The sequence below is a fragment of the Tardiphaga sp. 768_D3_N2_1 genome (assembly GCF_052076105.1).
Classification (GTDB): domain Bacteria; phylum Pseudomonadota; class Alphaproteobacteria; order Rhizobiales; family Xanthobacteraceae; genus Tardiphaga.
Genome location: NZ_CP197245.1, coordinates 2,825,684 through 2,841,618 on the forward strand (window position 1 = coordinate 2,825,684; position 15,935 = coordinate 2,841,618).

Below are 15,935 nucleotides of genomic sequence, written 5' to 3' on the forward strand. Positions count from 1 at the left end.
AGCAACTTCGCAGCGAAGGTCCGGCCATCCACGTCTCTCGTGCCATTGTGCCAAGGCGTGGATACCCGACACAAGGCCGGGTATCATGGTATTATTGGCAATCACGCATGCGCCCCCAGATCCTTTTGCGTGACCACCACCGAGCCCGGGAACAGGCGCCGGATCAGGATATAGAAGATCGGCGTGAAAATCAGACCGAAGATGGTGACGCCAATCATGCCGAAGAACACCGCGACACCAACCGCCTGACGCATCTCCGAGCCTGACCCCGACGAGATCACCAGCGGCAGCACGCCGAGAATGAAGGCGAAAGACGTCATCAGGATCGGGCGGATACGCAGGCGACAAGCCTCAACCACGGCTTCAAGCTGGTCGCGGCCTTCCTGCTCGATATCCCGGGCGAATTCGACGATCAGGATCGCGTTCTTCGCAGCCAGTCCCACCAGCACGACGAAGCCGATCTGGGTGAGGATATTGATGTCCTGCCCCATGATCCGCACACCGACGGTTGCCGCGAACAGGCACATCGGCACGATCAGGATGACGGCGAAAGGCAGTGACCAGCTGCCATATTGCGCCGCCAGCACCAGATAGACGAACAGCACGCAGATCGGGAACACGTAGAGGCCTGCATTGCCGCCGGTCACCTGCTGATAGGACAGATCGGTCCACTCGAAGGTGAAGCCGCTCGGCAACGTGTCGTCCGCCAGCTTCTTCATGGTATTGAGCGCCGTCGTGGAGCTGACACCGGGCAGCGTATCGCCCTGGATTTCGGAGGCGGAATAAAGGTTATAGCGCGGCACACGGTCGGGGCCTGCCGTGTCCCTGAAGTTCACCACGCTGCCCAGCAGCACCATGTTGCCATCGGCATTACGGGTCTGCATCCGCGCCAGATCAGACCGCTCCTTGCGGAACGGCAGATCGGCCTGCGCCGTGACGTGATAGGTGCGGCCAAGGATATTGAAGTCGTTGACATAGGCCGAACCGAAATAGGTTTGAATCGCCTCATTGACGTTCTGAACGGGCACGTTGAGCATCTGTGCCTTCTGGCGGTCAATCTCGACGAACACCTGCGGCGTGTTCGCACTGAAGGGGGAGAACACAGCAGTGAGGCCGGGCGCCTTGCGCGCGGCATTCACAAGTTCGTCCGTCGCCTTCTCGAGCAGATCAGGACCCCTGCCCTGATTATCGAGAATGCGCATGGCGAAGCCACCACCGGTGCCGATGCCCGGCACCGCGGGTGGGGGCACCACGATCACCAGCGCGCCTTCGATAGCGGCCAACCGCTTGCGCAGTTCGGCCGTGATCTTGGTCGCCGTGTTCCCATGTTTGGCGCGCTCCTCCGCATCGTCAAATACAGGGAACAACGCCGCAGCATTCGACGCCTGTGTGCGCGTCGCGCCGTTGAAGCCGGCGAAGGACGGCACGCGGACGACGCCCGGGACTTCAAGCGCAATGCGCTCGATCTGCCGCACGATCTCCGTGGTGCGACTGAGGGATGCCGCGCCGGGCAATTGCACGACGACGATGACATAGCCGCGATCCTGCGCAGGAATGAAGCCCTGCGGCGTCGCATAAATCAGCCAGCCAGCCGTGCCGATCAGGGCTGCGTAGACAACGAGCATCAGCGCCAGATGATGGATCACAAAGCCGGCCGCGGTGCCATAAGCGTGCGACAGCCGGTCGAAGCCGCGATTGAACACACCGGTGAACGCGTTCCAGCCGCGCGCAACCACATTCCAGCTTGCGGGCGGTTTCTTCTCGTGATGCTGCTCGAGGATCATCGAGGCCAAAGCCGGCGACAAGGTCAGCGAACAGAAGCAGGAGATCGCCGTGGCGACCGCGATGGTGACGGCGAATTGCTGGAAGAACTGCCCGGAGATTCCGCCAATAAACGCCGTAGGCACGAACACCGCGCACAGCACCAGGGCAATCGAGATCAGCGCGCCACCGACCTCATTCATGGTCAGTAGTGCGGCGTCACGCCGGGTCTTTCCTTCGGCGAGATGCCGCTCGACATTCTCCACCACGACAATGGCGTCGTCGACCACGATGCCGACAGCGAGCACCAAGCCAAACAGCGTCAGATTGTTGATCGAAAAGCCGAGCGCCGCCATGACCGCGAAGGTGCCCACCAGCGACACCGGGATGGCGATGATCGGAATGATCGCCGGCCGCCAGCCCTGCAGAAACACGAGGACGACGATAACGACCAGCACCATTGCCTCGTAGATCGTCTTGATCAGCTCGCTGACTGACTGTGCGATGAATTCAGTCGGATTGTAGCCGATATTGTATTCGAGACCTTTCGGAAAATCAGCTTTCAGCTTGACCATCGTATCGGAGATGGCTTTCGCCGTGGAGAGCGCATTCGATCCCGGCCGCTGCGAGACAGCGAGCGCCACCGCCGGCTTCTTGAGCAGGAAGCTGTTGGTTGCATAGGACAACGCGCCAAGTTCGATCCGCGCCACGTCGTGCAAACGTACGGTGCGGCCGTCGCTGCCGGCCTTGATGACGATGTTGCCGAATTCAGACTGATCCTTGAGACGGCCGGTAAAAGTCAGGTTCGGTGAGAAGGCTCGATCAGAGATCGGCGGCTCCGCGATCTGGCCACCGGCGATCTGGATGTTCTGCGCGCGAATTGCGGCGATGACGTCGCCCGCGGTCATGCCGAGATTGGCGATCTTGTCAGGATCGAGCCACAGCCTCATCGAGTAGTCACGTGCACCGAATATCTGGATATCGCCGACACCATTGAGCCTCAACAACTGGTCGCGCACCTGGCGCAGCGCATAGTTGGAGATATAGAGCTGGTCATAGGTGTCGTCGGGCGACAGCATGAATACGACCATCATCAGGTCGGGGCTGTTCTTGCGGGTGACCACACCGTTGCGCTGGACTTCCTCAGGCAGACGCGGCTGGGCGATGGCAACGCGGTTCTGCACCAGCACCTGCGCCTTATCCAGGTCAGTGCCGAGCTTGAAAGTGACGGTGATGTTGAGCTGGCCGTTCGAGGTCGCCTGGCTGTACAGATACAGCATGTCCTCAACGCCGTTGATCTCCTGCTCGATCGGCGTCGCCACCGTCTCGGATACGGTCTGCGCGGAAGCACCCGGATACTGCGTGGTGATCACGACAGTAGGTGGCGCGACTTCCGGATATTCCGACACCGGCAACGTGGTGTAAGCGAGCGCACCGACGATGATCAGCACGATGGACAGCACCATCGCGAGGATCGGGCGATTGACGGACAGGCTGCCCAGATTCATGGCTTAACGCCGGCAGCTGGAGTAGCAGGCTTGGCGTCCGCCATTTTTGGCGCCACCTTGGCGCCGATCCGGGCCCGCTGCAGCCCGTCAACGATCACGCGATCATCCGGTTTCAGGCCCTCCCTGATGACACGCAACCCGTCATCGAGCGGCCCCAGAACCACCGGTCGTGCTTCAACCGTGTCGTCGGCCTTCACCACCAGCACGATCTTGCGCGACTGATCGGTTGCGATAGCCGTGTCGGGTACCAGCAGCGCCTCATATTCACCGCTTGCGATGACACGCAGGCGGGCGAATTGGCCGGGCAAAATCGAGAGATCTTTATTTTCAACGATGGCGCGGCCACGGAGTGTCCCGGTGCCGACATCGAGGCGATTGTCGAGGAAGTCCATCTTGCCTTCGCGTGACGGCTTGATATCACCGGTCAGCGTTATCTGCACCGGATTGGGCGTATCCCGCGAACTTGGTCGTCTGCCCTCGAACCACAACCGGCTGTTCCGCTGATAGATCGACTCGTCCATGTCGAAATACAGATAGATCGGCGCCATCGACACGATCGAGGTCAGCACCGTCGCACCGCTGTCGCTGCCCTGCACGAGATTGCCGACGCTGATCAGATGCCGGCTGACGCGGCCATCGATAGGCGCGACAACTTTGGTATATTCGAGATTGAGCTTGGCCAGTTTCAAGGCGCCTTCGGCCTGCAAAACCGCAGCCTGCGCCGCCGCGAGCTGCTGGTTTCGCTGATCGACGATGTTTTCGGAGATCGCCTGGGTCTTGATCAGCGTTGTGGCGCGCTCAAGTTCTTTCTCTGCCAGAACGACCTTGGCCTTGGCATCGTCGAGCTGGCCCTGCGCCTGCTCGGCTGTCGCTTCATACTGGCGCGGATCGATCTCGTAGAGAACATCGCCGGTCTTCACCACGGCGCCGTCCACAAAGGTCACCTTGGTGATGAAACCGGTGACCCGGGCGCGCACCTGCACCTGATCGACAGCATCGAAGCGGCCGGTGAATTCATCCCAGTCAGTTGTCATCCGCTTGACGGGATTGGCGACCGTGACCGGTGGCGCCGGCGGTGCCGCAGCCTCTTCCTTCTTGCCGCAACCTGCGAGAAGCAGAAGAGCCAGAACGGGGGCAACGATCGACAGACATGACGCAAGGGTATTTCCGGCGACATATAACCGAGACAAACTGATTGAAGTCCTCAAAACCAGCCCCCTGCCACGACACCCGATACTCCGGCCATCATGCGCTATATCAATTCGACATCAAGCGAAATAATATCGAGCCGCGTCGCTGCAAGTACCGTGCGACTGCAACCGAGCTATCCGAAGGGGCAATTGACCATCAAACGTCACGCGATGGTCGCATCATCGTGATGCTGGCGTCTTTTCGCTCACGTCACGCGACGACAGCCTATGAGGTGCGGGGTCATCTCGACGGTCGCATGGGTGGCACTGCCTGCTAGAAATGCTCGACGGCGTCACGGTCGGAGCCAATGCATCGGCACTGGGCTGTGGCTTGTCCGCAGCAGAGTCGCATTGACATCAACACCGCCAAAATGACGACGCCTGAATCGGCGACACGCGCGATATTTGAAACGTGATTTCGATCAAATTGTCGAAGCCGACGACCTGAGAACGCAAATACGGCGTGACACTTGATCTCGCCTGCCGGACGATTTCAGTTTCAAGGGGTCTGAGCCCATGTGTCGCGCTACATGCTCAGCCATGGCGCGAGAGCTACAGATCGACTATGATACCTGCCCATCACCCAGAAGGAACAAGCGTGTTATCTCTCGAACTCGGGATCGTTGCGATCCTGATCGTCGTCAACGGCCTGCTCGCAATGTCGGAGCTGGCGATCGTATCTTCCCGTCCTGCCCGCCTCACCGCTCTGGTTGAAAAAGGCGTGACAGGCTCACGCCGCGCACTGACGCTGGCGTCCGATCCCGGCAAGTTCCTCTCCACCGTGCAAATCGGCATCACGCTGATCGGCGTCCTGTCGGGCGCATTCTCCGGTGCTACGCTCGGCCAACGCCTGAGCGTGATCCTGCTCGACCTTGGCGTCTCCAGGGGGCTCGCCGATACACTCGGCGTCGGCATCGTCGTCACTCTCATCACCTATGCATCGCTGATCATCGGCGAACTCGTGCCAAAGCAGATCGCGCTGCGCGATCCCGAGGCCGTGGCCGTGCGCGTTGCGCCGGCCATGGTACTGCTCGCAAAAATCTCGCTGCCGCTGGTGTGGCTGCTCGACCGTTCCGGCAAGGCGATCCTGTTCCTGCTGGGCCACCGCGGCGAAGCGGAGGAGAAGGTCAGCGAGGACGAAATCCGTACACTCGTGACCGAAGCGGAGACCGCTGGCGTATTGGAGCCCGGCGAGAAGGAAATGATCGCGGGCGTGATGCGCCTCGGCGATCTGCCCGTCGGCGCCGTGATGACACCGCGCCATGAGGTGGCGATGATCGATCTTGCCGATCCCATCGAGACCATTCAGGCCGAACTCGCCGGCAGCTCGCATTCGCGCTTTGCGGTGTTCGATGGCGACGGCGATTCCGCCATCGGCATCGTGCAAGCCAAGGACCTGCTGGACGTCTATCTCACCGGCAAGACGCCGGACATCCGTGCGCTGGTGCGCGAGGCGCCGGTCATTCCCGACACTGTCGATGCGCGCGACGTGGTGGCGATCCTGCGTGACTCGCCATTTCATATCGGCCTCGTGCATGACGAATACGGCGTGTTCCAGGGTGTCGTGACATCGGCTGATATTCTGGAATCCATCGTCGGCGCCTTCCATACCGAGGAAGGCCCGGCTGAGGTCGCCTTCCACAAGCGCGAGGACGGCTCGTATCTGATCTCGGGCTGGATGCCCGCGGTTGAATTCGCCGCCCTGCTCGGCATTGAACTGCCGATACAGTCGCGCCCTTATCAGACCTTCGCGGGATTTCTGTTGCAGGAGTTCGGTAAGATCCCTGACGTCGGCGACGAGGTCGTCTCGCACGCCTGGCGTTTCGAGGTCATGGACCTCGACGGCCGCCGCATCGACAAGGTGCTGGCCAGCCGGGTGACCGAAGAGGCGCTGGGATAGGCGTGCAGTCGCGGCACGCTCTATCGTCCCCGCATTCGCGGGGACGACATGTTGAGAGTTACGGACGCGATGCCTACTCGATCACTCGGCCGAACTTGTTCGACTTCGGCAGGCCCGTCGCGAGACGGCCGGCATCCGCACGATTGCCGCGCCAGTCGGCCAGTTCCTTCCAGGTCAGACGATGTTCGCGGTCAGATGAGTCCTTCCAGCTCAGGCCTTCCTTGGCCACGAAAGTCGCAACATCCGACAGGCCCGCGCTCGTGTATTTCTGCAAGCGCACGCCACGACCGCGCGCCATCTCCGGCACCTGATCGAGCGGGAAGATGACCATCTTGTGGTTGGTGCCGATGACCGCGACCTGATCGCTACCCTCGCCGACCACCGTCAGCGCCCGCGCCTCGTTCGGCATCTCGACATTCAGCACCTGCTTGCCCTTGCGGGTGGTGCCGACACAGTCATCCTCATTGACGAGGAAGCCCTGCCCGTCATGGCTGGCAATCAGGAACTTGCGGCCGCCCTTGTGCACGAACATCGAGACGATCGCGGCGTCGCCCTCCATGTCGATGAACAGGCGGATCGGTTCGCCATGGCCGCGGCCGCCCGGCAGCTTCGCCACGTCAAGCGAATAGAACCGGCCATTGGTGGCGAGCAACATCAGCTTCGAGGTTGTCTCGGCGAAAAACGCCTTGTCCAGCTTGTCGTCGGTCTTGAAGGTCAGGTTGGACAGGTCTGCGACCTGGCCTTTCAGCGTACGGACCCACCCCTTTTCGGAAACCACGACCGTGACGGGCTCGCGCTCGACCAGCGACTCTTCGAGTGCGGCCAGATCGTGCTCCGGCGCATCCGCGAACACCGTACGGCGCTTGCCGAGCGGCGTCTTCGGTCCGAAGATATCGCGCACCTTGCGGACCTGTTCGCCGACCTTGGCCCACTGCTCGGCCTCGGACTTCAGGATCGCATTGATGCCCTTCAGCTCTGCGCGGAGTTCCTTGTCTTCCTTCTTGATTTCGAACTCTTCGAGCTTGCGCAAGCTGCGCAGGCGCATGTTCAGGATCGACTCGGCCTGAAGCTCGGTCAGGCTGAATGCCTTCATCAAGGCAGGCTTCGGCTCATCCTCGGTGCGAATAATCCGGATCACCTCGTCGATATTGAGATAAGCGATCAGATAGCCGCCGAGCACTTCGAGGCGATGCTCGATCTGACCCTTGCGATAGTTGGAACGGCGCAGCAGCACGTCGCGCAGATGGTCGAGCCATTCACGCAGACATTCGGCGAGACCGAGCACCTTCGGGATGCGGCCCTTCACCAGCACGTTGAGGTTCAGCGGAATCTTGCTCTCGAGCTCGGTGAGCTTGAACAGCGACTCCATCACCAGACCGGCATCGACATTGCGCGTCTTCGGCTCGATGACGACACGGATGTCCTCGGCGGACTCGTCGCGGATGTCGCCGATCAGCGGCAACTTCTTGTCGTTGAGAAGTTCGGCGATCTTCTCGATCAGCCGCGACTTCTGCACGAGCCACGGAATCTCGGTGACGACGACATTCCAGGCGCCCCGTGCGCCCTCTTCCACGTGCCACTTGGCGCGGGTCCGGAACGAGCCGCGCCCGGTCGTATAGGCCTCGGCAATGCTTTCCTTGGAATCGACGATGATGCCGCCGGTCGGGAAATCCGGTCCCTTCACCCAACGCATCAACGACTTCGATTTGGCGTCGGGTTTGTCGATCAGATGCAGAGCGGCGTCGCAGAGTTCGGCGACATTGTGCGGCGGGATAGAGGTCGCCATGCCAACCGCGATGCCCTGTGCACCGTTGGCCAGCAGGTTCGGGAAGCCGCCCGGCAGCACCGCCGGCTCTTTCGACTGGCCATCGTAATTCGGGCGCAGCTCGACCGCATCCTCGTCGATACCTTCGAGCAACAGCCGCGCGACGTCGGTCATGCGCGCTTCGGTGTAACGATAGGCCGCAGCACTATCGCCGTCGATATTGCCGAAATTGCCCTGGCCGTCGACCAGCGGATAGCGCGACGAGAAATCCTGCGCGAGGCGCACCAGCGCGTCATAGATCGACTGGTCGCCATGGGGATGGAACGAGCCCATCACGTCGCCGACGATCTTGGCGGATTTCTTGAACGGCGTGCCCGGATCGAGCCGCAGCAGGCGCATGCCATAAAGGATGCGGCGATGGACCGGCTTCAACCCGTCCCGCGCATCCGGCAGCGCCCGGTGCATGATCGTGGACAGCGCGTAAGCGAGATAGCGCTCCTCGAGCGCTTCCCGCAGCTGCACTTCGTGAATTTCAGCCGGCTCCGGCGGAATCAGTCTTTTTCCCATGGCGAGGGGTTAGCGCCTCCCAACGAATCGGGCAAGAAATGAATCGCGCGCCACCGATCAAGTTCCATCGATATCGGGGCGCCCTCGCCTAGGGAGGGCCGCCCACGACCTCCGGTCAACGGCCCAGCGATCCAATAGACGGCTGTCCAGGCTCCGCCCGGACAGCCGTCTTCCGGCGACTATTTCGACTTCTGGATAGAGGTCACGACGATCTGGCCATCGATGCGACCGGCATCGAATTTGACCTTGTCGCCCACCTTGACCGATTTCAGCATCGCCGGATCCTTCACGCGAAACACCATGGTCATGCCCTCGTCCATGTCGAGGCTTTTGATCGGGCCGTGCTTCAGCGTGATCTTGCCCGCCGCTTCATCGATCTTCTTCACTTCTCCGCTCGCCCCAGCGTCCTGCGCGTAACCCGCGACGGAGGACAGTGAGAGCGCGACAAACGCCACAAGCGCGACAAATCCATTGGTCTTCATCATGCATTCCTTTGCTTCAGATTGAGCTGTTTGCGTCCGGCTATTTCACGATGACCTTGCTGGTCATCCCCAATTCGCGATGCGTCGGGATCAGGCACGAATATTCGAACGTTCCTGCCTTCGAGAACTTCCACAGGATCTCCCCGGACTTCTTGGCGGCGAGACGCAGGCCATTGGGCTCGTCATGCTCCATATCGGGATTTTTCTTCATCGCTTCGCCGTGCTTCAGATTCTCTGCCGTGGTCGCCAGCAGGAATTCATGTGCTTCGGTCCCCGCGTTACGGATCACGAAGCGAATCTGCTCGCCGCGTTTGACCTCAATGACAGCAGGCGAATAATCCATCTCGTTCATGCTGACGACGATCTCGCGCGCCGGCTTCTTGGGATCGCCGGGTTCGCCCGCCGAATATCCTCCGTGCTTGTCGTGGGCCGCAGCAGCGGCCGCGTAAGCCATCGCGGCCAGCATGACGCCGCGACCAATATATTTCCGTGTCTTGTTCATTTCAGTTTCCATGTTGCTTGTTGTCCGTGATGACGATGTGCAGTCCTGGCCTCTACATTCCCTTCATTTTCATGCCCTTCTTCATGTCCATCGGCTTCGCTCCCTGGCCTTTAATGGGCTTGTCCTTCACGCTCGTCTGTCGTGGAGCTTCGCTCTGCGGCGCCTCGACCTCATAGGCCACCGTGCCCTTCGGGAAATCGTAAGGACCCGGATCGCGGTAATCGTCGCGCGCGAGCCCTTCCCGCACCTTCATGACGCTGAACATGCCGCCCATCTCGATCGGGCCGAACTGACCTGATCCCGTCATCATCGGCAGCGTGTTGTCCGGCGCCGGCATCTCCATCTCACCCATGGCGCCGCCGGTGGATCCCATCACCATCGCATCCGGAGCGAGCTTGCCGACTGCCTTCGCCAGATCCTTTTTGGAGACGCCGATCAGGTTTCTGACGTCGTGCCCCATCGCATTCATGGTGTGATGCGACTTGTGGCAGTGGAACGCCCAATCGCCGGGATTGTCGGCGACAAAGTCGAATGCGCGGATCGCGCCCACCGGCACGTCGGTGGTGACCTCAGGCCATTGCGCGCTTTCGGGCACCCATCCGCCATCGGTACAACTGACCGCAAACTTGTGCCCATGCAGATGGATCGGATGGTTGGTCATCGTGAGATTGCCGACGCGTATCCGCACGCGATCGCCAAGCCGAACCGGCAACGGATCGATGCCGGGAAAGACGCGGCTGTTCCATGCCCACATGTTGAAGTCGGTCATCTCGTTGACCTTCGGCAGATAGGTGCCGGGATCGATGAGATAGCTGCTCATGATGAAGACGAAATCGCGATCGACAGGCCGGAAACTCTTGTCGCGGGGATGCACGACCATCATCCCCATCATGCCCATCGCCATCTGGACCATCTCGTCCGAATGCGGGTGATACATGAACGTGCCGCTGTGCTTCATCTCGAATTCGTAGACGAAGGTCTTGCCGGGCTTGATATGAGGCTGGCTCAGCCCGCCAACGCCATCCATGCCGCTCGGCAGGATCACGCCGTGCCAATGCACGGTCGTATGTTCCGGCAGTTTGTTGGTGACGAAGATGCGAACCTTGTCGCCCTCGACGGTCTCGATGGTCGGCCCCGGCGACTGGCCGTTGTAGCCCCAGAGATAGGCCTTCATGCCGTCGGCGAATTCGCGCTCGACAGGTTCGGCGACCAGGTGGAATTCCTTCCAGTCGCCATTCATACGCCACGGCAACGTCCAGCCGTTGAGCGTCACCACCGGATTGTAGTCGGGCCCGCTCGGCGGATGCAGCGGCGGCTGCATTGTTACTTTGTCCATCATCGGCGCTTCGGGAATGCTCGCCGCCTGCACGCGGCCAGTCACCGCAGCTGCGCCGGCAAGCGCCGTGGCGGTACTGAGAAAATTTCGTCGGGACAGCATGGTCCTCTCCATTTCAGTGCCCTCCTCCGCTCGTCGCCTGAGCGGTCGTCGCGGATTTCGTTTCGGATTGAGACTCGCCACGGCCGCCGCCATTGATCGCGGTCTGCAGTTCGGACTGCGCGAGCCAGAAATTGCGCTTGGCCTCAATGGCTGCGCGCAAAGCTGCGATGCGTTGGCGGGCCTCGGTCAGCAGCGCGAATACATCGACCTGCATGCTGCTGAAGCGCAATTGCATCTCATCCGAGATGATCTTGCGCAGCGGCAACACCTCGCGCTGGTAATGACCGGCGATATCGTAGGTCGAGCGATAGACCCTGAAGGCATCGCGGGCTTCGGAGCGGATATTCACCGCCTTCTCGGTCAACAGGTTGAAGGCCTGATTATAGGTCTCCGCCGCCTGTCGAACGCGCACTTCACCACCGTCAAAGATCGGAATCTGGAATTGCACGTCGAAGCCGCGTTCGCGGAACGGCGGCCCCTCCGGATCACGCGTCTTGCGGTCGATGCCGGCGACATCGAGCAATGTCACGAACCGGCTTGCTTCGGTCAGGTTGAGCGACCGGGCGAGTGCGGCCAGTTCAATGCGCGCGATCTGCAGGTCAATACGGTGTGAAATGGCATCGACCTCGATCCCCGGCAGCGACAGCGGCTGACGCGGCAGCACCGGAAGCTTCTGCGGCAGTTTGATGCCGATGTCGGCGCCCCAGAGACCGAGCAGACGGATCAAGCCCTCGCGCGAACTCGTTGCCTCCTGGCGGAGCGTTGCGAGATCGGCGGTCGTCTCCGCGTAGAATACCTGCTCGCGGGCTTGATCGAGCTTGTTCAGCGATCCGGTCTCGCCCAGCTTCTGCGCGAGTTGCGCTGTGGCTTCCGCCGTCGACTTGGCGTCCGTCAGCAGGCCGACAAGTTCGTTGGCAGCGACGGCGCGGTAGTAGACGCGCCTCACATCAGCGGCGAGCCGCAACGTCTCTTCTGCGGCGCGCAATTGCGCCTTCTGGAATCGCTGACGGGCGATCTCGGAGCGGAACGGCAGTGTCGCCAGCGCGAGAATATCGCCGACGACCTGTCGCTCGATCTCCAGCGCTCCATTCCCGGAAATGCGCGAGATCGAGAATGTCGGATTGGGCGGCAGGCTGTCGCCGACGAGATCCGTTTCCGCAAGGGCCAGTTCATTATATGCAGCCTGCAAACCGCGATTGCTGAGCAGCGCGATCTGCACCGCGCTGTCGACTGTCAGTGGCCGCCGCAGCAGGGCTTTGACGGTCGCATCGGCACGTTGTGCGTCATCCGGCGTTCGGATCGCCATCACGTCCTTGTTGATGGTCTCGCTTGCGACCCCCGCGACGACGCCCATCCCGCGATCCGGCGAGAACGACGCACATCCTGCCAGCAATAGCGTAGACAGCAGCGTGATGCCCGCGGCGGGCCTTGCGCCCGATTGGCGCATACGCGTGAGCGACTTGTGATGCTTGTTGAACATGACGCGCTCCTACCGGCCGGATTTTGGCGCAGGAGCGACGCGGTCGTTCTGCTCGCGCCATGCCGATGGCGCTACCGGCCGGAGGCCGGTGTAAGGAGCCACCGTAGAGCGGTAGCCGACACCAGCGACCTTGGCGCCGGGATCTGCCGGGTCGGCGCCGGCCAGTGGCACGGTCGTTGGCATGCAGCCACCGAGCGCCGTACTGGCAGCGGTCGTCGCTGCAAGAATTCCCAATTTGATATCGAATAGCTTCCCGGCCACCGAACAAACGGCGGCGAGCTTCGCCCCAAGCTGCGCAAGCATGTTATTTTCCTGACATGACGATGGATCACAGGCGCGCGTGCCCTTAACGGGCGCGGCACCGCGTCGATACGATCAGGTCAGGAAATGGGAGGGCGGTAGAGCCGAGCGGGCGCGCGGTCGGTGACCGCGCGATAGCCTTCGGTGACACGAAGGACCGTCGGCACCGAAGGGGTCACGATGTCAGCCAGCACTGCAGGCAGCGCGGAGACACACATAAGGCCGCAGCATGGACCGTTCGGTGAATGCGGGACCTTGTGCGAGCCGGAGGCATCGTCGATCGCCATCAATGCGTGGTCGCCATCGGCATGTGCGGCTGATGCATGCGCGACAGAATGATCGTGCGCCTGACCATCCCCATGCATGTGCGCCGACGCGCTACTGTTCACATGAACCATGCCGGTCATATGACTTTCGCCGGTCAGACACAGCGCAGCCGGGGGCTGTCCGGGCAAGGCAAGGGAGATCGTCGGCGCCAGCACGCACAACAGATAAGTCAGGGCGACGAACCACCCTGCTCTCAGCCGTTGCACTCTGGTCAGACGAACCAGCATCTGGATGCGATATCTTCCTATCAACCCATGAACGCGCGGACCATAAACGCGAATCCGGCATTCGCCAATATCGAACTCACCTCAGGACGTTGAGATTCGCGCGAGGTGCCGCGTCACCGCATTGATGAACCCTTCGCGGGCGTCGGAATGGCCCTGCCCGCGCGGTTCCAGCACATTGCGGAGCAGGAAGCGGCCGGTCAGGTCGAAGCCATCCTGCAGGTCGCGATCAGAGATGCTGTTCTGGCGATCTTCGCTTTCGCGCAGGAATGGCGGCAGCCGCATCAGCCGGTCGCGATACGGTTCGCCCGCGGTACGGGATACGGCGCCACCGGATTTCGGCGAGACGTAGATCAGATCGGTGGTGACACCCGTAGCGGCGCAGTTTTCCAGATCAAGGCCGAAACCGAGTTCGGTGAGCATCGCCAGTTCGAACCGGATCATGTGGATGGCAGCTTCCCCGACATCGTCGAGATCATCCAGGATGCGCTCCAGCATCTCGTAGATGTCCTCATGCGGATCGCGCTCCGGCAGCAACCGCGCCAGCGAGGCGAGATGGGTGATGCCGTAGACTGCATGAGACGAGCCCAGCAGCGTCGCGGCGCGCATCAGCGTGCCTTCCATCAGGTAATAGCCGAGCTGCTCGTCCAGCCGCGCCCGCCATATCGCCTGCACGCTATTGCCGGGCTGCAGCAGCGGCCGCATCTTCGATCCCGCACCACCGCGCACCAGGCCGAGATGACGGCCATGGCTGCGCGTCAAGAGTTCGACGATGGCGCTGGCTTCGCCATGCCGCCTTACGCCAAGGATGATGCCCTCGTCCGTCCATTCCATGCGGTCATTATACAGGAAATCGGGCGTCATAGGATGGGGTGAGCGTCTGCGCGAAACCCATCTTCGTGCGGTGCATGATCGATGGGGTTCGCTCCGGCGCGATGCGCCTGCACTCCACCCATCCTGCGATCTCGCGCAACGCTCTCAGTCGTCATGGCCGGGCTTATCCCGGCCATCCACGTCTTCCTTCGTGTGTGGCCAAGGCGTGGATACCCGGCATTCGCCGGGCATGACGGCGTTTGGTGGAGGGTGCGCGCGTCACGTCATTCACGGATTCAACTGTCAAACAGCCACTGTTCTTCAGACATGCGTCATCGCCCCCATTGTTAGCGGCGCGGGGGCGCCGTCGTGTTTCGCATTCCCACCCTCTGTTGAGAGGGCGTGCGGAACGCCGGGTGCCCGTTGCACCCTTGGGCCTGATGCGATGCGGTCTTCCGCAATCTATAGAGTGCATCAGGACTTTCGGACGCGCCGAGCAAGTGCCCGACGTTCCGCCTGCGGTGTTTTTTCGACTTGCTTGCACTTTGCCTCAGCGAACGATCCGATCACCGAATTAAAGTCCCAAGGCGATGGGAAGGGAGCCTCAAGCACTTGGGCCGGACGCGTTTCGATTTGGTCGTCCGTCACACTGTCCAGGGGTCTTTCCATCCCAGGGTCGGCCGTCTCCTTGCCAGTGGCAGTGCTGGCGCAGATCCGTCCTGCCCGAAGACAGACGTCACCCGTGAACCGCGTAACGCCGCATCTCCGGCGTCCACCGCATCCCACCCCGCGAACGTGACGATCGCGATCGCCCCTCTCGGTGGGGCAGGACGACGGGGAATATAATCAGGCAGGGGATATTGTCAACGAGAGATAGGAAAAAATGTTTGACCCGGACCTCTCCGCGTCGTCCCCGCGCAGGCGGGGACCCATACACGCTGAAGAACTGGTGAGAGCGTTGTCGTTGTGGCTCTGCCGCTTCAATCACGCTGACCGTGGTTATGGGTCCCCGCCTGCGCGGGGACGACAGCGGAGAGGTCAGCGCGGCCCCACGCTCGTCATTCCCCGGCAAACCAATTGGTTTGCCTGAGGGCGCGGCCGGCCCTTGCCGGACGCGAACCCGGAATCCCAGCATGTTCAGCGCAAAACACTCTGAGATTCCCCGCCACTCCAAGTGGAGTGGCTGAGGTTCGCACTTCAGCGGCTTCGCCGCTTTCGTGCGCCCCGGAATGACGAGAGAGACGCCTGTGGTCGCCTATGCCTTGAACCAGGTTTTCGCGTCGCCGGAGAAGGCGCAATACAGTCCGAGCCCGGTCAGGATGCATGACACGATCTCGATCGCGCTGTCGAATTGCAGCCCGTAGAGGCCAAGCACCTGGAACAGCGACAACACCGAAAAGGCCAGCGAGACCACCAGCACCCAGCGCGGCCAGCCCTTGCGGCGATAGGCGGCAAGCCAGACCAGCCAGACGAAGAACAACAGCATGCAGGCGGCGACGAGGTTCGCTGCCATGATGGTGCTCTCGGACATCGCGAGGTCCGGCGTGCGATCCTGAAACGCGATCGACAGCGCGTCGAGGATCAGCGACGTGTAGAGCAGCACTTCGAAATAGAAGACGTTCTTCGGAAGGTTGGCGGGAGCGGTCATCGTGTCGGCTGCACTTCCATCATCGCTCCT

General features: G+C 61.5%; 12 protein-coding genes. 1 reads left to right on the forward strand and 11 read right to left on the reverse strand.

What is annotated here, in order from left to right; all coding sequences use genetic code 11:
* Window positions 1–101: 101 nt before the first annotated feature.
* Window positions 102–3,269 (reverse strand): efflux RND transporter permease subunit, encoded by a 3,168-nt coding sequence (locus AB8A27_RS13130; RefSeq protein WP_441242288.1) that lies wholly within the window; start codon window positions 3,267–3,269, stop codon window positions 102–104.
* Window positions 3,266–4,459 (reverse strand): efflux RND transporter periplasmic adaptor subunit, encoded by a 1,194-nt coding sequence (locus AB8A27_RS13135; RefSeq protein WP_441242289.1) that lies wholly within the window; start codon window positions 4,457–4,459, stop codon window positions 3,266–3,268. Before AB8A27_RS13135 ends, AB8A27_RS13130 begins: the two co-directional genes overlap by 4 nt.
* A 598-nt stretch (window positions 4,460–5,057) precedes the next feature.
* Here AB8A27_RS13135 and AB8A27_RS13140 point away from each other — a divergent pair.
* Window positions 5,058–6,359, forward strand: a complete 1,302-nt coding sequence (locus tag AB8A27_RS13140; RefSeq protein WP_441242290.1) for a hemolysin family protein — start codon at window positions 5,058–5,060, stop codon at window positions 6,357–6,359.
* 73 nt (window positions 6,360–6,432) lie between these two features.
* Here the strand turns inward: AB8A27_RS13140 and parC are convergent, their stop codons facing one another.
* The 9 genes from parC to AB8A27_RS13185 form a co-directional block, all read right to left on the reverse strand.
* Complete coding sequence (parC, locus tag AB8A27_RS13145; protein ID WP_441242291.1) at window positions 6,433–8,691, reverse strand: DNA topoisomerase IV subunit A; 2,259 nt, start codon at window positions 8,689–8,691, stop codon at window positions 6,433–6,435.
* A 179-nt stretch (window positions 8,692–8,870) separates the two neighbouring features.
* On the reverse strand, window positions 8,871–9,173 hold the full coding sequence (locus AB8A27_RS13150) for a copper-binding protein (RefSeq protein ID WP_441244902.1): 303 nt from the start codon (window positions 9,171–9,173) through the stop codon (window positions 8,871–8,873).
* 40 nt (window positions 9,174–9,213) lie between these two features.
* Complete coding sequence (locus AB8A27_RS13155) at window positions 9,214–9,675, reverse strand: cupredoxin domain-containing protein (RefSeq protein ID WP_441242292.1); 462 nt, start codon at window positions 9,673–9,675, stop codon at window positions 9,214–9,216.
* 52 nt (window positions 9,676–9,727) lie between these two features.
* Window positions 9,728–11,113, reverse strand: coding sequence for a multicopper oxidase family protein (locus AB8A27_RS13160; protein WP_441242293.1), 1,386 nt, complete (start codon window positions 11,111–11,113; stop codon window positions 9,728–9,730).
* A gap of 13 nt (window positions 11,114–11,126) precedes the next feature.
* Entirely contained in the window at window positions 11,127–12,560 is a 1,434-nt protein-coding gene (locus tag AB8A27_RS13165) for a TolC family protein (protein ID WP_441244903.1), read from the reverse strand.
* A 42-nt stretch (window positions 12,561–12,602) separates the two neighbouring features.
* On the reverse strand, window positions 12,603–12,896 hold the full coding sequence (locus tag AB8A27_RS13170; protein WP_441242294.1) for a hypothetical protein: 294 nt from the start codon (window positions 12,894–12,896) through the stop codon (window positions 12,603–12,605).
* A 77-nt stretch (window positions 12,897–12,973) separates the two neighbouring features.
* On the reverse strand, window positions 12,974–13,447 hold the full coding sequence (locus tag AB8A27_RS13175; protein WP_441242295.1) for a hypothetical protein: 474 nt from the start codon (window positions 13,445–13,447) through the stop codon (window positions 12,974–12,976).
* Window positions 13,448–13,528: 81 nt separating this feature from the next.
* Window positions 13,529–14,278: a DNA repair protein RecO gene (recO, locus tag AB8A27_RS13180; protein ID WP_441242296.1), complete on the reverse strand. Its 750-nt coding sequence runs from the start codon at window positions 14,276–14,278 to the stop codon at window positions 13,529–13,531.
* Window positions 14,279–15,512: 1,234 nt separating this feature from the next.
* Window positions 15,513–15,905, reverse strand: a complete 393-nt coding sequence (locus AB8A27_RS13185; RefSeq protein WP_441242297.1) for a hypothetical protein — start codon at window positions 15,903–15,905, stop codon at window positions 15,513–15,515.
* Between the last annotated feature and the right edge of the window lie 30 nt (window positions 15,906–15,935).